Origin of the sequence: Sphingobacterium sp. 40-24, from assembly GCF_001899705.1 — a bacterium.
GTDB lineage: Bacteria > Bacteroidota > Bacteroidia > Sphingobacteriales > Sphingobacteriaceae > Sphingobacterium > Sphingobacterium multivorum.
In genome coordinates this window covers 1-15,775 of record NZ_MKWH01000072.1, presented here as the reverse complement: position 1 = coordinate 15,775, position 15,775 = coordinate 1, and the positions used below count along the sequence as shown (strand labels likewise).

The 15,775-nt window shown below is 38.2% G+C and carries 16 protein-coding genes; 13 read left to right on the top strand and 3 right to left on the bottom strand.

Going from position 1 to position 15,775, the window contains the following annotated elements:
• Window positions 1-2: 2 nt before the first annotated feature.
• From BGP15_RS26700 to BGP15_RS26660, 9 genes are all read left to right on the top strand, one after another.
• The gene (locus BGP15_RS26700) at window positions 3-656 is read left to right on the top strand and encodes a phosphatidylserine decarboxylase family protein (RefSeq protein ID WP_046671639.1); all 654 of its coding nucleotides are present in this window, start codon (window positions 3-5) and stop codon (window positions 654-656) included.
• A 63-nt stretch (window positions 657-719) separates the two neighbouring features.
• A complete protein-coding gene (locus BGP15_RS26695; protein WP_046671638.1) occupies window positions 720-1,757 on the top strand; it encodes a sensor histidine kinase in 1,038 nt (345 codons plus the stop codon).
• A 90-nt stretch (window positions 1,758-1,847) separates the two neighbouring features.
• The gene (locus tag BGP15_RS26690; RefSeq protein WP_046671637.1) at window positions 1,848-2,495 is read left to right on the top strand and encodes a DUF47 domain-containing protein; all 648 of its coding nucleotides are present in this window, start codon (window positions 1,848-1,850) and stop codon (window positions 2,493-2,495) included.
• A gap of 36 nt (window positions 2,496-2,531) precedes the next feature.
• On the top strand, window positions 2,532-3,542 hold the full coding sequence (locus BGP15_RS26685; RefSeq protein WP_046671636.1) for an inorganic phosphate transporter: 1,011 nt from the start codon (window positions 2,532-2,534) through the stop codon (window positions 3,540-3,542).
• A gap of 240 nt (window positions 3,543-3,782) precedes the next feature.
• A complete protein-coding gene (locus BGP15_RS26680; protein ID WP_286771220.1) occupies window positions 3,783-5,156 on the top strand; it encodes an OmpA family protein in 1,374 nt (457 codons plus the stop codon).
• Window positions 5,157-5,337: 181 nt separating this feature from the next.
• Complete coding sequence (locus BGP15_RS26675) at window positions 5,338-6,750, top strand: tetratricopeptide repeat protein (RefSeq protein WP_286771215.1); 1,413 nt, start codon at window positions 5,338-5,340, stop codon at window positions 6,748-6,750.
• A 97-nt stretch (window positions 6,751-6,847) separates the two neighbouring features.
• On the top strand, window positions 6,848-7,594 hold the full coding sequence (locus tag BGP15_RS26670) for a shikimate dehydrogenase family protein (protein WP_286771214.1): 747 nt from the start codon (window positions 6,848-6,850) through the stop codon (window positions 7,592-7,594).
• Between the two features lie 44 nt (window positions 7,595-7,638).
• Window positions 7,639-8,280: an MBL fold metallo-hydrolase gene (locus BGP15_RS26665; protein ID WP_286771213.1), complete on the top strand. Its 642-nt coding sequence runs from the start codon at window positions 7,639-7,641 to the stop codon at window positions 8,278-8,280.
• A 5-nt stretch (window positions 8,281-8,285) separates the two neighbouring features.
• Entirely contained in the window at window positions 8,286-9,515 is a 1,230-nt protein-coding gene (locus tag BGP15_RS26660; protein WP_286771212.1) for an FtsX-like permease family protein, read from the top strand.
• Here BGP15_RS26660 and BGP15_RS26655 read toward each other — a convergent pair.
• Window positions 9,512-10,159, bottom strand: coding sequence for a carboxypeptidase regulatory-like domain-containing protein (locus tag BGP15_RS26655; RefSeq protein ID WP_070560915.1), 648 nt, complete (start codon window positions 10,157-10,159; stop codon window positions 9,512-9,514). The genes BGP15_RS26660 and BGP15_RS26655 overlap by 4 nt on opposite strands.
• A gap of 57 nt (window positions 10,160-10,216) precedes the next feature.
• The gene (locus BGP15_RS26650; RefSeq protein WP_046671629.1) at window positions 10,217-10,492 is read right to left on the bottom strand and encodes a NifU family protein; all 276 of its coding nucleotides are present in this window, start codon (window positions 10,490-10,492) and stop codon (window positions 10,217-10,219) included.
• A gap of 242 nt (window positions 10,493-10,734) precedes the next feature.
• Here BGP15_RS26650 and BGP15_RS26645 point away from each other — a divergent pair, with 242 nt between their 5' ends.
• The 3 genes from BGP15_RS26645 to coaBC are packed head-to-tail and all read left to right on the top strand — an operon-like array spanning window position 10,735 to window position 13,184.
• Window positions 10,735-11,664 (top strand): outer membrane protein assembly factor BamD, encoded by a 930-nt coding sequence (locus BGP15_RS26645; protein ID WP_112375121.1) that lies wholly within the window; start codon window positions 10,735-10,737, stop codon window positions 11,662-11,664.
• Window positions 11,648-11,977: a DNA-directed RNA polymerase subunit omega gene (locus tag BGP15_RS26640; RefSeq protein WP_046671627.1), complete on the top strand. Its 330-nt coding sequence runs from the start codon at window positions 11,648-11,650 to the stop codon at window positions 11,975-11,977. The genes BGP15_RS26645 and BGP15_RS26640 overlap by 17 nt, the downstream gene beginning before the upstream one ends.
• 10 nt (window positions 11,978-11,987) lie before the next feature.
• The gene (gene coaBC / locus BGP15_RS26635) at window positions 11,988-13,184 is read left to right on the top strand and encodes a bifunctional phosphopantothenoylcysteine decarboxylase/phosphopantothenate--cysteine ligase CoaBC (protein WP_286771211.1); all 1,197 of its coding nucleotides are present in this window, start codon (window positions 11,988-11,990) and stop codon (window positions 13,182-13,184) included.
• Window positions 13,185-13,229: 45 nt separating this feature from the next.
• Here the strand turns inward: coaBC and BGP15_RS26630 are convergent, their stop codons facing one another.
• The gene (locus tag BGP15_RS26630) at window positions 13,230-14,597 is read right to left on the bottom strand and encodes a methyltransferase RsmF C-terminal domain-like protein (RefSeq protein ID WP_286771210.1); all 1,368 of its coding nucleotides are present in this window, start codon (window positions 14,595-14,597) and stop codon (window positions 13,230-13,232) included.
• Window positions 14,598-14,685: 88 nt separating this feature from the next.
• Here BGP15_RS26630 and BGP15_RS26625 point away from each other — a divergent pair, with 88 nt between their 5' ends.
• Window positions 14,686-15,072, top strand: coding sequence for an SRPBCC domain-containing protein (locus BGP15_RS26625; protein ID WP_070560908.1), 387 nt, complete (start codon window positions 14,686-14,688; stop codon window positions 15,070-15,072).
• Window positions 15,073-15,775: the final 703 nt, after the last annotated feature.

The following is a 15,775-nucleotide window of genomic DNA, read 5'->3' as shown; positions in this document are numbered from 1 at the left end:
ATATGAAATTTCATAAAGAAGGATATACCACATTAGCGATCGCTGTACTTTTTATCTTCATTATCAATGCCGTTGCGGATTATTATGACGCTCCGCAATACGCCAAATGGTTTATTTATGCGCTATCAGCATTCCTATTCATCACAGTTGTCCAGTTTTTCAGAAGTCCCAGAAAAGTGGTCAACCCGCAGGATGACGTGATTCTTTGTCCAGCGGATGGAAAAGTTGTTGTTATCGAAGAAACTGAGGAAAATGAGTATTTCCACGATAAGCGGATACAGGTATCTATATTTATGTCTCCTGTCAATGTCCATGTCAACAGAAACCCAATCAGTGGTTTAGTCACGTTCTTTAAATACCATCCCGGCAAGTTTCTGGTGGCTTGGCACCCCAAATCATCTACAGATAACGAAAGAACAACAGTCGTTGTCAAAGATAAAGCTGGTCGGGAGGTTCTTTTCCGCCAGATTGCAGGAGCCTTAGCGCGTCGCATTGTATGGTATGTAAAAGAAAAAGACGAAGTCGTGCAAGGCAATGAGTTTGGTTTTATCAAATTCGGTTCCCGCGTAGATCTATTTCTTCCTTTAGGCACAGAAATCAATGTTAACATTGGTGACAAGGTTACTGGAGCAAAAACGATTATCGGAAAATTTTAACAATTTATTAATATCATTATAAGTAACTTAGGCTCCAAATCAGGGGCCTTTTTTATTCTGCAAATGAACTTTAAACAATTATTACTGGCAAACTCCGCAGCTGTCGGCATTGCAATATCTACGATCAGCTTTTATTATAAACATGATCTACAGACAGCGCTGATCATTTTCTTTGTTGCTGTGGTAACGAGTTTCCTCCTATTTAACTATCTATTTGAAAAATATATATATCGTAGACTCAATACGATGTATAAACTGATTCATAACCTTAAACTCGGCAAGGATCTTAAAGATGCTATCGGAGAACATGTCAGTGAGGATCCTATCACAGATGCTGAGAACGAAGTCAAAGCATGGGCAAAAGATAAAAAAAATGAGATAGAGCAGTTAAAATCACAAGAGAAATTCCGCAGAGAGTTTTTATCAAACATTTCTCATGAATTCAAAACGCCTTTATTTGCCACGCAAGGTTACATTGAGACCCTGCAAGATGGCCTGATGGAAGAAGACATGGAAATGGCCAAGAATTTCTTAGATAAGGCTGCCCGGAATCTAGACCGGCTAAATTACCTGATTCAGGATCTTGATGAAATATCCAAACTGGAATCCGGAAAAATGGTCCTGAATATAGAAAAATTCGATATCGTCGACCTCATTAAAGACACCACCTACTCTCTTGAAGACAAAGCTAAACAACACAATATCAAAATAGAATTCAAACCCAAAGCGGGTACACCCCATTGGGTTAAAGCTGACCGCAATAAAATTCATCAGGTATTATACAACCTGATAGACAATTCCCTAAAGTATGGAAAAGAGGGCGGGACAACTAAAATTAAGATTTTCCCACTGTTTGAACAGGTTCTTATCGAAATTACAGACGACGGTTATGGCATCGAAGAAAAAAATCTAAGCCGTGTATTCGAGCGCTTTTTTCGAACTGATAAGAGCCGATCACGCGATATTGGAGGATCAGGATTAGGATTGGCTATCGTAAAGCACATTGTCGAAGCACATCAGCAAAACGTAAATGTGCGTAGTACAGAAGGGATTGGAACAACATTTGGCTTTACTTTACAAAAAGTTCAGTCCGGTAATTAAACAATTGATGACACTTTTGTGTTTAAACAAAATCAATGTTAACATTAACTTAACATTAAGGTATTATTTTTGCAAAAATAAATTTAAGATATGTCTTTAAATAGCATTTTTCAATACTTCGTTCCAAAGGATAAAAAATTCTTCCCTTTGTTTGAACAAGCCGGCAACAACTTGATCGAGATGTCAAAGTTGTTAAAAGATATTGTTAACTCAAGCAACCCTGAAAAGAAAAAGGAATTAACACGCAAAGTGGAAGATTTGGAACATAGAGGCGACAACATCACGCATCAAATTCATTTGGAGCTGGGAAAGAACTTTATCACTCCTTTTGACCGCGAAGATATACACTCTTTGGCAAGCTCATTGGACGATGTCGCAGATTTTATCCATGGTGCCGCCAATAGAATGGACCTTTACAAGGTTGAAAAGGCCACGGAGCCAATGATTGAAATTGCTGACTTACTAGTCGAAGCTACAGAACATGTATCAAAAGCTATTCATGAGCTTAGAGATTTGAAAAATATCCGCAATATTACGGATTCATGTGTTCGCATCAATAGCGTAGAAAACAAAGCGGATTATATTTTCGATAAAGCTGTAGCTGACCTTTTTGAATTTGAAAAAGATGCAATTTCATTAATTAAACACAAGGAAGTGTTATCTGCAATGGAAGATGCAACCGATAAATGTGAGGATGTTGCTAACGTATTAGAAAGCATTCTGGTTAAAAACGCATAATCATTCGATTTAAGTGCACAAAAATTCTACGAGATTATGATGTCAACATTACTCGTTGTTGTAATTGTCCTTGCGATTGCTTTTGACTACATCAATGGATTCCATGATGCAGCCAATTCTATTGCGACAGTTGTATCAACAAAAGTTTTAACGCCAGCAATGGCCGTTTTATGGGCTGCGATATTCAACTTTGCAGCTTACTTCTACTTTACAGATCATAAAGTAGCCAATACCATTGCAAAAACAGTATTGGAAGAATACATTACATTAGAAGTTATTTTCGCAGGGTTACTTGCAGCAATCGGTTGGAACTTATTTACCTGGTACTATGGCGTACCATCCAGTTCATCCCATACACTTATTGGAGGTTTTGCAGGATCGGGTATGGCATACGCTTTTATTCTTGGCGCAGATCCTATCCACGCCATCAATATTGATGCAACCTTAAAGATTATTGCATTTATCGTACTGGCCCCTATTATAGGTATGACGATATCGGTTATCATCACATTGATTGTAATCAACCTGGCAAAAAACTCCCGTCCAAGCGTTGCCGAAAAATGGTTCAAGATATTGCAACTTGTTTCTTCTGCTGCTTTGAGCTTTGCACATGGAGGTAATGATGCACAGAAAGTCATGGGAATTATCCTTGTAGCGATGGTTGCTGGTGGCTATGTCCCAACGACTGAACACATGCCAGAGTGGATTCCATTAACTTGTTACGCAGCAATCGCTGCCGGAACAATGAGCGGTGGATGGAAAATTGTTAAAACGATGGGAACCAAGATCACAAAAGTAACACCCTTGGAAGGTGTTTGTGCTGAATCTGCAGGAGCTGTCACTTTGGGTATCACAGAACATTTTGGGATACCAGCCTCAACAACGCATACCATTACAGGTGCAATCATCGGTGTCGGTGTTGTCAAACGTGTTTCCGCAGTGCGTTGGGGGGTAACAATCAGCTTGTTATGGGCTTGGATATTAACCATTCCAGTTTCAGCTTTGTTGGGTGCGTTGTCTTTATTGGTCGTACATTATTTGCTTTAGAAAAAAAATACTTAATTTTTTTCTTAAACCTATTGAAACAAAACAAAAATTTGGTACTTTCGTACCGGATTTTTGTTTTGTTGTTTCACATTAAATACTTAATTTAGTACAAAATATAGCAAAAACAAAATTTTAACATAACTTTAAGACTTTGGCACGGCAATTGTACTATTCCTTGTGTTAATACAATAATTAAATTTGAAAACAATTAAAATTAATAATAACCTTAAAAACAAGAGTATGAACTATTCTACAATTAAAAAAACAGCTGTTGCTGCTACATTAGTTGCCGCTTTAGGTTTCGCTGGTACAGCACAAGCTCAACAAGTATTCGGTGGTAGATCACAATACAGAACTTGGTCTATCGGAGTTCAAGGTGGTATCACTACACCGAACAACGTAATCGGTGGTGGTAACGCTTTTGGTCAAAAAGTAGGTTACTTCCAAAATAAAGTAGGTGAGTACTATGGTTTGACAGTGCGTAAACAATTCTCTCACTTATTTGGTTTAGAAGTTGAAGCTAACCGTGGTAAGATCAAAACGTACAACCATGATCTTTCTGGTCCTGCTATCGAGAACTCAAGAGGCGCTCGTTCAGTTGAAACTAGTGTAAACTGGGCAGCTAGCTTAAACGGTGTATTCCAATTGGGTACAATCGATTTCTTGAGAAGAGAAAATGCAGTTAACTTCTACGCTAAAGTAGGTTTGGGAGCTATGGCTTACAACCCTGTTCAATATTCAAACAATGATTTCTCAGGAACAGTTGTTTATGATAATTCAGGTAAATGGGGCGAAGGCATCATTGGTGACCGTGATAAAAAAGGTGACCGCGACAACAAATTAACAGCATTCGTTCCTGTAGGTGTTGGCGCTAAATTCAAATTATCTGAAGTAGTAGCATTGAACTTAGGTTATACAATGAACTTTGCTGATGATCAAATCTACGGCCCAGCTCGTCAATCATCTTACAAAGGTAAATTCTCTTCAGTTATGGCTGGTTTAGAATTCACTTTAGGTTCGAAAGACAAACAAAACTTGACTTTTGCTAACCCAGTTGCTACATTGTATGATGAGTTGAAAGATCCTTCATTGAGAAACGAAGTTGAAGCATTGAAACAACGTGTAAGCACTTTAGAAGGTACTGTTAACACATTAAGCGCTGACGCTGATGGTGATGGTGTATCTGATAAATTTGACAAATGTCCTGGTACTCCAGCTGGTACTCCAGTAGATGGTTCAGGATGTCCAATCAAATTCCCAGAGCCAGTTGTTAACAACGTTACTTCTAACGGTTACTACGCTCCAATTCAATTCGAATTTGATAGCTCAGTATTGAAAACTTCATCTTACTCTACGTTAGACAAATTGGCTAAAGAATTACGTGATAACAATTCATCTGTACAATTAGATGGTTATGCATCTGCTGAAGGTTCTGAAGCTTATAACGTGACTTTATCTAAAGACCGTGCGAACTCTGTAAAACAATATTTAGTAAACGCTGGTGTTTCTTCATCAAGCATCACTGCTAACGGTTACGGAGAGAAAAACCCAGTTGCATCTAATGCTACTGAAGAAGGTCGTGTTCAAAACCGTCGTGTTGAGATCAAAAAATAATCGTATATAACTTATACCATTATATTAGAAGCCGGCTTTAAAGCCGGCTTTTTTATTTTACCCGTATTTATCCTTAACTTTGTGGAGGATATCCGATTTGTGGAAAATTAGTTCGAACAAATTAGATAAGAAATTAGTATTTTGAATTAAAGAACAGAATACTGGTTTTAAACTTTTGAGAATGGAAGAGGATTTTGAATTTGAAAACCCCGAAGAAAGAAAAATCTCGGTGGACAGATATGAGGAAATGCTTCGAAACGAGGATCAGTATTTTTTTGACTCCAAGGCTTTTGAAGGAATTATTGATTACTACGCTGAAAAAAATGACCCTGTTAAGGCCCTACAGGTTACCGAATTTGCGATCAGCCAACACCCTTTTGATATTACCTTTTTATTGAAACAGGCACAACTGTTTTCAACGATTCAACAATATCAGAATGCACTTTCGGCACTTGATAAAGCGGAATTATTGGAAGCTTCAGAAGGAGACATCTTCTTAATCCGTGGTGGCATATTAGGTAGTATCGGCCAGTTTGATAATGCTTTGGAACAGCTCTTCAAAGCACTTCCGCTATTAGATAATAAAGATGAAGTCTACTTCCATATTGCGATGATCTTTCAAGCGCAAATGAATTATGACAAAGCAATAATTTATCTAAAGAAAGCACTTGAGCTCAATATGGATTACCAAGAAGCACTCTATGAATTGGCCTATTGTTATGATATATTGGATAGACAGGAAGAAAGTATCTCCTTTTATAAGAAGTACATTGATTCAGACCCATACTCCTACTATGCTTGGTATAATCTAGGAAATTCTTACCATAAAATAAGTCGGTTTGAGGAAGCTCTGGATGCTTATGACTATGCTATATTAATTAAAGAAGACTTTTCTTCAGCTTATTTCAATAAGGGGAACGCTCTTGTTAATCTAGATCGCTATCAGGAAGCATTGGACGTATACAAACAAACATTTGAATATGAGCAACCAAGTGCTGATACCTATTGTGCGATTGGCGAATGTTATGAGAAACTTGAGCAGATGGAGGAAGCCCGCAATTATTATAAAAAGGCAGTCAAATTAGATGCGGAGCTTGCTGATGCCTGGTTCGGTATTGGGGTCACCTTAGATTTCGAAGAGCGTTATTTTGAATCTCTTCATTTCTATAAAAAAGCATTGGAGCTGGAAGATACAAACCCCGATTACTGGTTTGCGATTGCCGATGCCCGATACAAACTACAACAAATAGATCTTGCAGAAGAAGCCTATAAAAAGGTAGTCGCTTTGAACCCAACAGATATAGATGCGTGGCTCGATTATTCCTCCATTCTATTTGAACAAAGTAAAATTGAAGAAGCCATTGATGTAATATCCGATGCCATCACACAAAATCCAAATGCTGCAGAGCTGTACTATCGTGTGGTTGCTTATCTATTTGCCAATGGACAATACAATGAAGCGCTGAACTTTTTAGAGCTTGGTCTGGCGACGGATCCCGATAAGCATCATATTCTTTTTGATTACCTTCCACAGCTACAAGGGAATCAGATTATTACTGAAATTGTAAAAAAATATACAAAGCCGAAAGATTAACATGTAAGAGGCTCATATCCGGTCATTGCGTAGCAATGACCGGATATTAAAATTGAAAATATATTCCTGTTCCCACAACGTACTTTTCGCAATTCAAATGAAAAAATTAGGCTTAATAGGATACCCGTTAGGGCATTCTTTTTCAAAAAAATATTATCTAGAAAAATTTCATCAAGAGGGTATTACCGATGTGGATTATGATTTATATCCACTTGCTCAAATAGCCGATTTTACAACAATTGCTTCCAATAAAGACTTTTACGGTGTCAATGTGACCATTCCCTATAAGATAGAGGTTATGGATTATTTGGATGAGCTCTCGGAAGAAGCTCATGCAATACAAGCTGTAAACTGTATTCGAATCAGCCATACATCAGATGGTATAACACATCTTAAAGGCTACAATACAGATGCCTATGGTTTTGAGGCATCGCTAAAGCCGCTATTAAATCCCCAAGCGGATAAGAAGGCTTTGATTTTAGGTAATGGGGGCGCTGCAAAAGCTGTCATTTATGCCCTGAATCAACTTGGAATAACACATACTTTAGTAAGCAGAACCAAACAGGCAGGCCAGCTCATTTATGATGAACTTGATCGTGCTATCCTAGCTGACCATACTTTGATTATCAACTGTTCACCGGTTGGTACATTTCCCAATACAGCAGAATATCCGAAAATTCCTTACGAATTCTTAACTGAGAATCACCTCTGTTATGATCTCATATACAACCCAGAGGAAACAACGTTTCTTCGAAAAAGCAAAGAAAAAGGTGCCAGAATCAAAAACGGGTATGAAATGTTGGTTCTACAAGCAGAAAAAAACTGGGAAATCTGGAATAGTTGACCTTTCAATAGTAAGAAATCAATAAAAACTGTAATTTTACCACTATGCTTACGATCAAAACATTCACTTTCAATCCCTATCAGGAGAATACTTATCTACTTTATAACGAGTCAGGAAATGCCATTATCATTGACCCAGGGATGTATGGCGAGCAAGATCAGCAAGAACTACTAGCTTTCATCGCAAACAATAAACTCAAGCCGGCACTCCTATTAAATACACACTGTCATATTGACCATGTATTGGGGAATAGTTTTGTCCATGAAAAATTTGGCTTGCTTCCGCAGTTTCACGAAGGTGAGGTACCAATTTTAGTAGCGGTTCAGAATTATGCTCCTCAAATGGGCATCCGATATGACATTTCCCCAATTGGGGAAACATTTCTAAATGAGGATGATACCATTCATTTAGATGATGATGAGCTAACGGTCATTCTTGCGCCTGGACATTCCCCTGCACATATTTGCTTGTATTCAGCTGATCAAAAATTCTTGATCGGAGGAGATGTTCTATTTCGCAATAGCATTGGCCGTACTGATCTTCCTGGGGGAAATCACCAGCAGCTTTTGGATAGCATAAAAACAAAACTTTATACCTTGCCCGACGACACGATCGTCTACCCGGGGCATGGGCCATCGACTACGATTGGCTTCGAAAAGAATTCTAATCCATTTATCCGAGGATAAAAGTCATGAACCTGCCACTTCTATTTGCAAAAAGATATCTGTTTTCTAAGAAATCAGTTAATGCCATTAATATCATCTCTTCAATTAGTGTGATTGGCGTAATGGTAAGTAGTGCCGCTTTAATCATTTTGTTATCATCATTCAATGGAATGGAACAGCTGATACTATCCATGTACAGTAAGTTTGCTCCTGAGCTGAAGATTGAACCCAAGAAAGGCAAACTTTTTGATAGCAAACAGGCTATCTTCAGCGAATTACGAAAAGATTCTAATGTGGTTCATTATACGGAGGTTCTACAAGAGAAGGTATTGTTACAATATTCAAATAGACAATTTATTGCAAATATAAAAGGTGTCGAACCTCAATCGCTAAGTAAGAAGACCGGAGACAGTATCCTCGTAGATGGTCAATACAAACTTACTCATGACTCGACTAACCTCGCAATTCTAGGGGCAAGCGTACAGGCAAATCTGGCGATTCCTATGCAGAACTCTTCGGAACAAATTCAAGTGTATTCACCGAGAAAAGGGGTAAAAAATTCCTCCAATCCTGCTGAAGAGTTCAACATCCGATCCATAACTCCTGTAGGGGTAATGCGCTATCAACAAGATTTTGACAATTTGATAATTACACCGATTTCATTTACTAAAGAGGTTCTCGGAGAATATGACCGCGTTTCATCGATCGAATTTTACCTAAAAGATGGTATAGATGTCAACTTATTTGGGCAGACATTACAAAAGAAAATAGGACCAGATTATATTGTAAAGAATAGGGAAAAACAAAACCCCACCTTATATAAAAATGTACGCGTTGAACGCTGGGTCGTCTTCTTTATCCTGACCTTAATCAGTGTGATTGCAATCTTTAATATTGTAGGTTCCTTAACCATGCTTGTACTGGACAAACAAAAGGATATGACGATCCTGAAAGGTTTGGGTGGGGCTGATAATCTAATTCAACGTATCTTCTTTTATGAAGGTCTTATGATCGCTATTATCGGTTGTGTATTAGGTCTATTGATAGGCGGCATATTCAACTATATTCAGTCAGTCTATGGAATCATTCGTGTAGAAGATGGAGCGAATACCATTATAGACAGCTACCCTATGGTAAGTAAGTGGAGTGATTACATTTTAGTATTCATAACAGTCATTGGCATCTCTGGTCTAGTTTCCTATTTCTCCGCTAAATTAAGTGTGAGAGAACTCAATAAACTGAAATCGACTGATTAATAACTTGAACTTTTTCGGCTCTGACTTCCTTTTGTAATCTGTTGGATTAAACTGCCCCATGCAAAAGGATTTAACAATGGATTAGCATAACGTTGGTTGATGACTTTATTATTCATGGTATTAAAGCTCTGCGCATTATTAATTGAACGCATTTCATTTCCGTCACGTGGTATTACAGCTGCCATTGCAGACAAGGACTCATACGACAAGGATCTTCTTACTCTAACGATGTTATCTTCAGAAACGTCTAGATTCATAAATGCAATGTTAAACTCTTCTATACTTGCCCAAGGATAGGGCGTTACCATCGGAAGTTCCGTCACTAGATTTTGCATAATGATATTTGCGGTATATTTATCTCCAGAAACCTCAGGAATAGTGACAACTAAAGGATCAAAACCGACAGAGGTAAAACGAATTGTATCGCCTACATGTGCCACAAAAGAGAAATAGCCCTCGTTATTTGCAGCAAATGCTTCATTTCGGAAAGATAAATTAGTGACAGTCGCATAACCTACAGGAAGTCCAGACCCAACCGTTGTTACGATACCGGAATATTGAATAATTTTCCTTTCCTGCGCTTGTAATGCAGCGGAACAAAAAAGTATAAATACAGCAAATAATATAGAAACCAGCAACTTCATAGAACAAATTTAAACAAAAGTAGCCGAACTAGCCGTTAAATTGTGTTAATAGAAAAACTAATTAACAGAGGGTAAAGTTGCTTCTGGGGAATCTGGATCTGTTAAATTAATAGCCTCTACTGCTGTAATTTCAGGAACAGCTTTCTTAATTGCCTGCTCTAAACCAGCTTTAAAGGTCATAATGCTCATTGAACATGAAGCACATGCTCCCAATAATTTTAAACGCACGACATTATCCGCTGTAATCTCTTCAACACTCACATTTCCGCCATCAGTCTCCAAATATGGTCTCAAGGTATCTAATGCTTGCTCAACTTTTTCTTTTAAAGTCATACTTTTAATGCTATTCAATGATTGTAATATGTAAAGATAATCAAATATTTTAAAATGTGTATTTTTAGGCTTCGCTACCATTGGAAAAACAACAAGTATATGACAATATACCCTCTTCCGAGCTACAATCGAGTTAAAGAATGTTAATAAGAAATGTTGTTTTTGCGATCAAATAATTATTAAACTATATTGCGCAGTAAAATTTAATTGATTAGTATAACAAATTCACTTATCTTTGTAAAATGTTTTTAAATAGGCGTATAGCGGCTATCTGTGCCGGCATGATGTTTCTATTGGTATTTACTGGCTGTAAAAGTAAATTTGAGAAATTGCGAGCAAGCAATAACATCGCTCAAAAGTACGAAGAGGCCGTAAAACTTTATGAGAAAAAGAAATATACAAAGGCGTTAGTTTTGTTTGATGACTTGCGGACCAAATTCCGTGGACAAGCTGAAGCAGAAAATATTTACTATTATTTGGCATTTGCCAACTACCGTCTGAAAGATTATACATCTGCAGCATTTCACTTTAAAGATTTTGCGGATGTTTATCCAAATAGTGCAAGAGCAGAGGAATGTCGTTTTATGCATGCCTATTGTTATTATTTGGATTCTCCGAGATCGACGTTAGATCAAGCAAATACAAGAAAGGCAATTGATGCTTTACAGCTCTTTGTCAATCTCTATCCCGAATCGGAACGGTCCAAAGAAGCCGCAGATCTTATTCAGAAATTAAGAGATAAACTTGAGCTTAAAGCATTTGCTAATGCAAGACTGTATTATGACATGGGTCTTACGGATGATTATAGGGCAGCTGTCATCGCATTACAGAATGTATTAAAAGAATACCCTGATACAAAATACGCAGAAGAGATTGAGTTTTTAACCTTAAAAGCACAATACATCTATGCGTCAAAAAGTTTCTTCCTGAAACAAGAAAGCAGATTTGATGATGCCTTGGATTATTACCGTAGCTTCGCAAGTAATTTTCCGAATAGCAAACATATGAAAGAGGCAGAATCTCTTCGTGAAAATTCTGAAAAAGGGATTAAAACCGCCCTCTCTCAAGTAAAGGATTATAATAAGGCCGTTGCAGAGCAGGAAGTGTATATCAAAGAACAAAAGGCGAAAAAAGAAAAAGAAAATACCCAAAAAGATGAGTCAAAAAAATAACAATTCAGTTCCAAACTCTACAGTCACACGTGACTTGAGACAATTGGACAAAGGCACTGACAATCTCTATGAATCTATTGTAGTTATTTCTAAACGCGCGAACCAAATTGCAGTAGATATTAAAGAAGAATTGAATGGAAAACTTGCTGAATTTGCAAGCAACAACGATAACTTGGAAGAGGTATTCGAAAACCGCGAACAAATAGAGATTTCAAAACATTACGAGCGTATGCCAAAGCCTACCTTGGTTGCTATCGATGAATTTTTACACGATAAAGTGTACTACAGAAATCCTTCAAAAGAGCAGGACTAATCCTTGAACAATGGCTTTAGCTGGGAAAAATATTGTAATTGCTGTATGCGGCAGTATTGCCGCATACAAGATTGCATCCCTTATCCGCCTTTTGGTAAAAGCGGAAGCCAAAGTTAACGTAGTCATGTCAAAAGAAGCGACAGCATTTATTACCCCGCTTACGCTTTCCACACTTTCCAAAACCCCCGTTTTAATAGATTATTATCAGCCGAATACCGGGGAATGGAACAATCATGTCGAAATTGCTTTAAATGCAGATTATATTTTAGTCGCACCAGCAACGGCAAATACCTTGGCCAAAATGGCCAATGGGTTTTGCGATAACCTCTTAACAGCCGTGTATCTATCAGCAAAATGTCCAGTACTATTCGCTCCAGCAATGGATTTAGATATGTGGAAACACCCTTCAACACAGTCCAATATTAATAAGCTTAGTTCTTATGGCAATATCCTCATTCCCCCGGGAAAAGGGGAACTGGCAAGTGGTCTAGTTGGTGAGGGGCGTTTGGCGGAGCCGGAAGAAATAATGGATTTCTTAGTTAAATTTTCGGAGCGAGGACTGCCCTTAGCAGGAAAGAAAGCATTAGTATCAGCTGGCCCTACTTATGAAGCTATAGACCCAGTCCGCTTCATTGGCAATCATTCAAGTGGAAAAATGGGCTATGCCATCGCCAAAGAACTTGAAGAACTTGGCGCAGATGTCACGCTAGTATCGGGACCTACTGCCCTGAAATTACCCGAACGCGTCTATACGATTTCAGTTACCTCGGCAGCTGAGATGCTAAGCGCCTGCGAAGAATATTTTGAAGCAGCAGATATTGTTGTAATGAGCGCTGCTGTGGCAGACTACACTCCAGTTGAAGTCGCTACCCAAAAAATAAAAAAGAAAGAAAACGAATTCGCTATCGAGCTGACAAAAACCGCCGATATTCTAGCTACTTTAGGTGCCAAAAAGAAAGAAAACCAGCTACTCGTTGGGTTTGCATTGGAAACCAATAATGAACTCGAAAATGCAAAAGAAAAATTGGTTCGAAAAAACCTGGATTTTATTGTGCTCAATTCCATGCAAGATAAGGGTGCCGGCTTTGCTACGGATACCAATAAAGTCACTATAATCGATCGGTCTGGAAATACCCGTGAGTTTAGCCTAAAATCGAAAGAAGAAGTTGCTAAAGATATCTGTTCAATTATCGTGGGCCTATCCTAAGCAAATTTTATATATACTCCCCTTGGAGTACAATGTCTCCAGCTCTTATAAATTTGCAATCCTCAATTCCTTTGGATAATAGTTGTTTATTCGGTTGGTCAATACCTTCATCCAGCCCAAAGGTTTACCTTGAAAACTTGCTATGGCCCATCCTTGAATATTTTCGCCAATCGTATCCACAGCTATATTTTCCTTTCTAAGATAATTGCGGGCATCCTCAAGCGACAATTCCACCAATTGGAAGTCTTTGGTCAAATGAATGCTCAAAGCCAGCGCATGGCTTGGTATTAGCTCCTTTCTGTTAAGTTTCCCAACATTAGTTCCCGCATTCTTAAGATAAAGTACATTTTGGAGATATTTTAGATCATGTTCGTACATTTTTGGAAAAATATATACATCATCACGATGAAGAAAAGTATGAAAACTGGCACTATCCGAAATCCAATTATCTAGAATTCCTCTAGGTGCATCTGATTTTTCGGGTTTAATTCGCTTTCTATTGAACGTTCCCTGTTCGCCAATCTTCTTAAGGACAGCAATAAAAAAGCCCTCTCCACCTAATTTATGCGGGTAAAATCGATAACCGTGTGCACGATGCTTATTAGAACTTGTATGATCAATTCCCCAATGCTCTTCAATAGCTATTTCAATAGATTCGAAATCACCGCTATCCAGTAACCAATCGACAATATCTTCATTTTCTTCCGGAGAATAAGAACATGTTGAATAGAACAAATATCCGCCCTTATTTAAAGTCGCCAAGCTTTCAGCCAAAATTCGCTGTTGTCTTTCGCTACAAAGCTTAACATTAGCTTCGGACCATTCATCGATGGTATCGGTATCTTTTCTAAACATTCCAGATCCAGAACATGGGGCATCAACAACCATCAAATCGAAGTATCCTGGAAGGCGATTAAACGCTGCAGGATCATTATTTGTCGTTACTGTGTTAGCATTTCCCCATTTCATTAAGTTATCTTGCAGGACGGTAACCCTAGTTTTAATAATTTCATTTGCAACCAAGAGCGATTCCGGATGCAAACTACTGTTTAATAAAGTAGACTTTCCTCCTGGAGCGGCGCATAAGTCCAACGCCCGAACACTCCTTTCATTTAACTTCAAACTTCGAATAATATGATCTATGAACATGGAAGAAGCATCTTGTGGATAGTATGTTCCAGCATGAAATAAAGGATCTAACGTAAACACTGGACGATCCTGAAGATAATAAGCCACATGACACCAAGGAACTTGTTTTGCATTAGGAAACGGACAATCTTCTAATTTATTAGGGTTTAGGCGTATTGCTGTCGCCCGAATACCTTCTTCATGTATCTTAATAAATGCATCAGTATCAAATAATGGATTCACTCCTAACTTTTTCACTAAAGAATTTGGCAGAAAATTACTCATGTTGTCCTAATAGTTTGCGATAAAATTAAGATAAATAAAAATGAAGTCAAAATAAGTGGTAAATTACAAGAAAGAGTAACTTTGCACCATGAAAGAATTCAAGAAATATGCTATTATTCCTGCAACTCCAGAGGAGCTGTATCTTGCATTAACGACCGAAATTACCGCTCGTCTTTGGACAGGAGACCTAGTGTCCATAGACGCTACTATCAATGGAGAATTCTCCTTATGGGATGGTGCTATAACTGGCCGATTCTTGGAACTGGAACCTTCGACAAAAATTGTGCAAGAATGGTACTTCGGTGAAACAGACAACCCCTCGATTGTTACATTAAAGCTGCATGAACATAAAAAAGGGACATCCTTGGAAATTAGGCAGACAAATATACCGGATGAAGACTTTGAAAATATCTCGGATGGATGGGAAGACCCTTATATCTCCTCGTTGATCGACTTTTATACAGAAGAAGATTAAAGCAATGCAGCTATTCTTCCAGGGTATAGTGTAATAGCCAAGAACATCAGGTATTTGTATTCCATATAGACCGTTGGCAATACAGATACCTCCTTTACTGTGCCCGACTTTCCACTTTCCAATATATAATAATTGATATTTCACTATTATACAACATGTGAGTCGTTTCAATATCTCAAATAGAACGGATTATAATTTCTACATGCTCCTTTAATCCCAATCTTCATACATATAAAATATCCCACAATAGTTTCAAACACCAAACTCAAAGCTCCTGCCGATATATTCATCCTTTACAGGCAAAGGTGTAGCAATCTTACAACATAAAATCGGCAACAGCGAAAATTATGGTGTTAAAAAGTTTTCAATCCTATCTAATAGAAATACGAATGATATATCCAAAAACCGAGACTTTCTCACCTCCGTAAACCATTGGGGTAATAACTGAGACAAGACATGCTCCTAGTGATTACAAGTAGCTTGTGTAGTGACCGCCGAATATTTGATTTACAGATGCGTCACACTGCTGCGGAACAGCGCCGGTCGGGGGGTACGGCAGATATGCAATAGCTTGTACAGGGAAGTACAGGCAGGTATCTAAACGAAAGAAGCCCTTGACTATTTCCAGCAAGGGCTTCCGTGTAAAAAAAGGCACCGACCTACTCTCCCACCTGTTACGGCAATACCATCGGCTCTGGCGGGC

Bases quoted from the DNA above. Each gene is read 5' to 3' on its own strand.
- BGP15_RS26675 (WP_286771215.1), top strand. From the start codon at position 5,338: ATGGAAGAGGATTTTGAATTTGAAAACCCCGAAGAAAGAAAAATCTCG.
- BGP15_RS26685 (WP_046671636.1), top strand. From the start codon at position 2,532: ATGATGTCAACATTACTCGTTGTTGTAATTGTCCTTGCGATTGCTTTT.
- BGP15_RS26690 (WP_046671637.1), top strand. From the start codon at position 1,848: ATGTCTTTAAATAGCATTTTTCAATACTTCGTTCCAAAGGATAAAAAA.
- BGP15_RS26630 (WP_286771210.1), bottom strand. From the start codon at position 14,597: ATGAGTAATTTTCTGCCAAATTCTTTAGTGAAAAAGTTAGGAGTGAAT.
- BGP15_RS26665 (WP_286771213.1), top strand. From the start codon at position 7,639: ATGCTTACGATCAAAACATTCACTTTCAATCCCTATCAGGAGAATACT.
- BGP15_RS26640 (WP_046671627.1), top strand. From the start codon at position 11,648: ATGAGTCAAAAAAATAACAATTCAGTTCCAAACTCTACAGTCACACGT.
- BGP15_RS26670 (WP_286771214.1), top strand. From the start codon at position 6,848: ATGAAAAAATTAGGCTTAATAGGATACCCGTTAGGGCATTCTTTTTCA.
- BGP15_RS26645 (WP_112375121.1), top strand. From the start codon at position 10,735: ATGTTTTTAAATAGGCGTATAGCGGCTATCTGTGCCGGCATGATGTTT.
- BGP15_RS26695 (WP_046671638.1), top strand. From the start codon at position 720: ATGAACTTTAAACAATTATTACTGGCAAACTCCGCAGCTGTCGGCATT.
- coaBC (WP_286771211.1), top strand. From the start codon at position 11,988: ATGGCTTTAGCTGGGAAAAATATTGTAATTGCTGTATGCGGCAGTATT.
- BGP15_RS26625 (WP_070560908.1), top strand. From the start codon at position 14,686: ATGAAAGAATTCAAGAAATATGCTATTATTCCTGCAACTCCAGAGGAG.
- BGP15_RS26660 (WP_286771212.1), top strand. From the start codon at position 8,286: ATGAACCTGCCACTTCTATTTGCAAAAAGATATCTGTTTTCTAAGAAA.
- BGP15_RS26680 (WP_286771220.1), top strand. From the start codon at position 3,783: ATGAACTATTCTACAATTAAAAAAACAGCTGTTGCTGCTACATTAGTT.
- BGP15_RS26650 (WP_046671629.1), bottom strand. From the start codon at position 10,492: ATGACTTTAAAAGAAAAAGTTGAGCAAGCATTAGATACCTTGAGACCA.
- BGP15_RS26655 (WP_070560915.1), bottom strand. From the start codon at position 10,159: ATGAAGTTGCTGGTTTCTATATTATTTGCTGTATTTATACTTTTTTGT.
- BGP15_RS26700 (WP_046671639.1), top strand. From the start codon at position 3: ATGAAATTTCATAAAGAAGGATATACCACATTAGCGATCGCTGTACTT.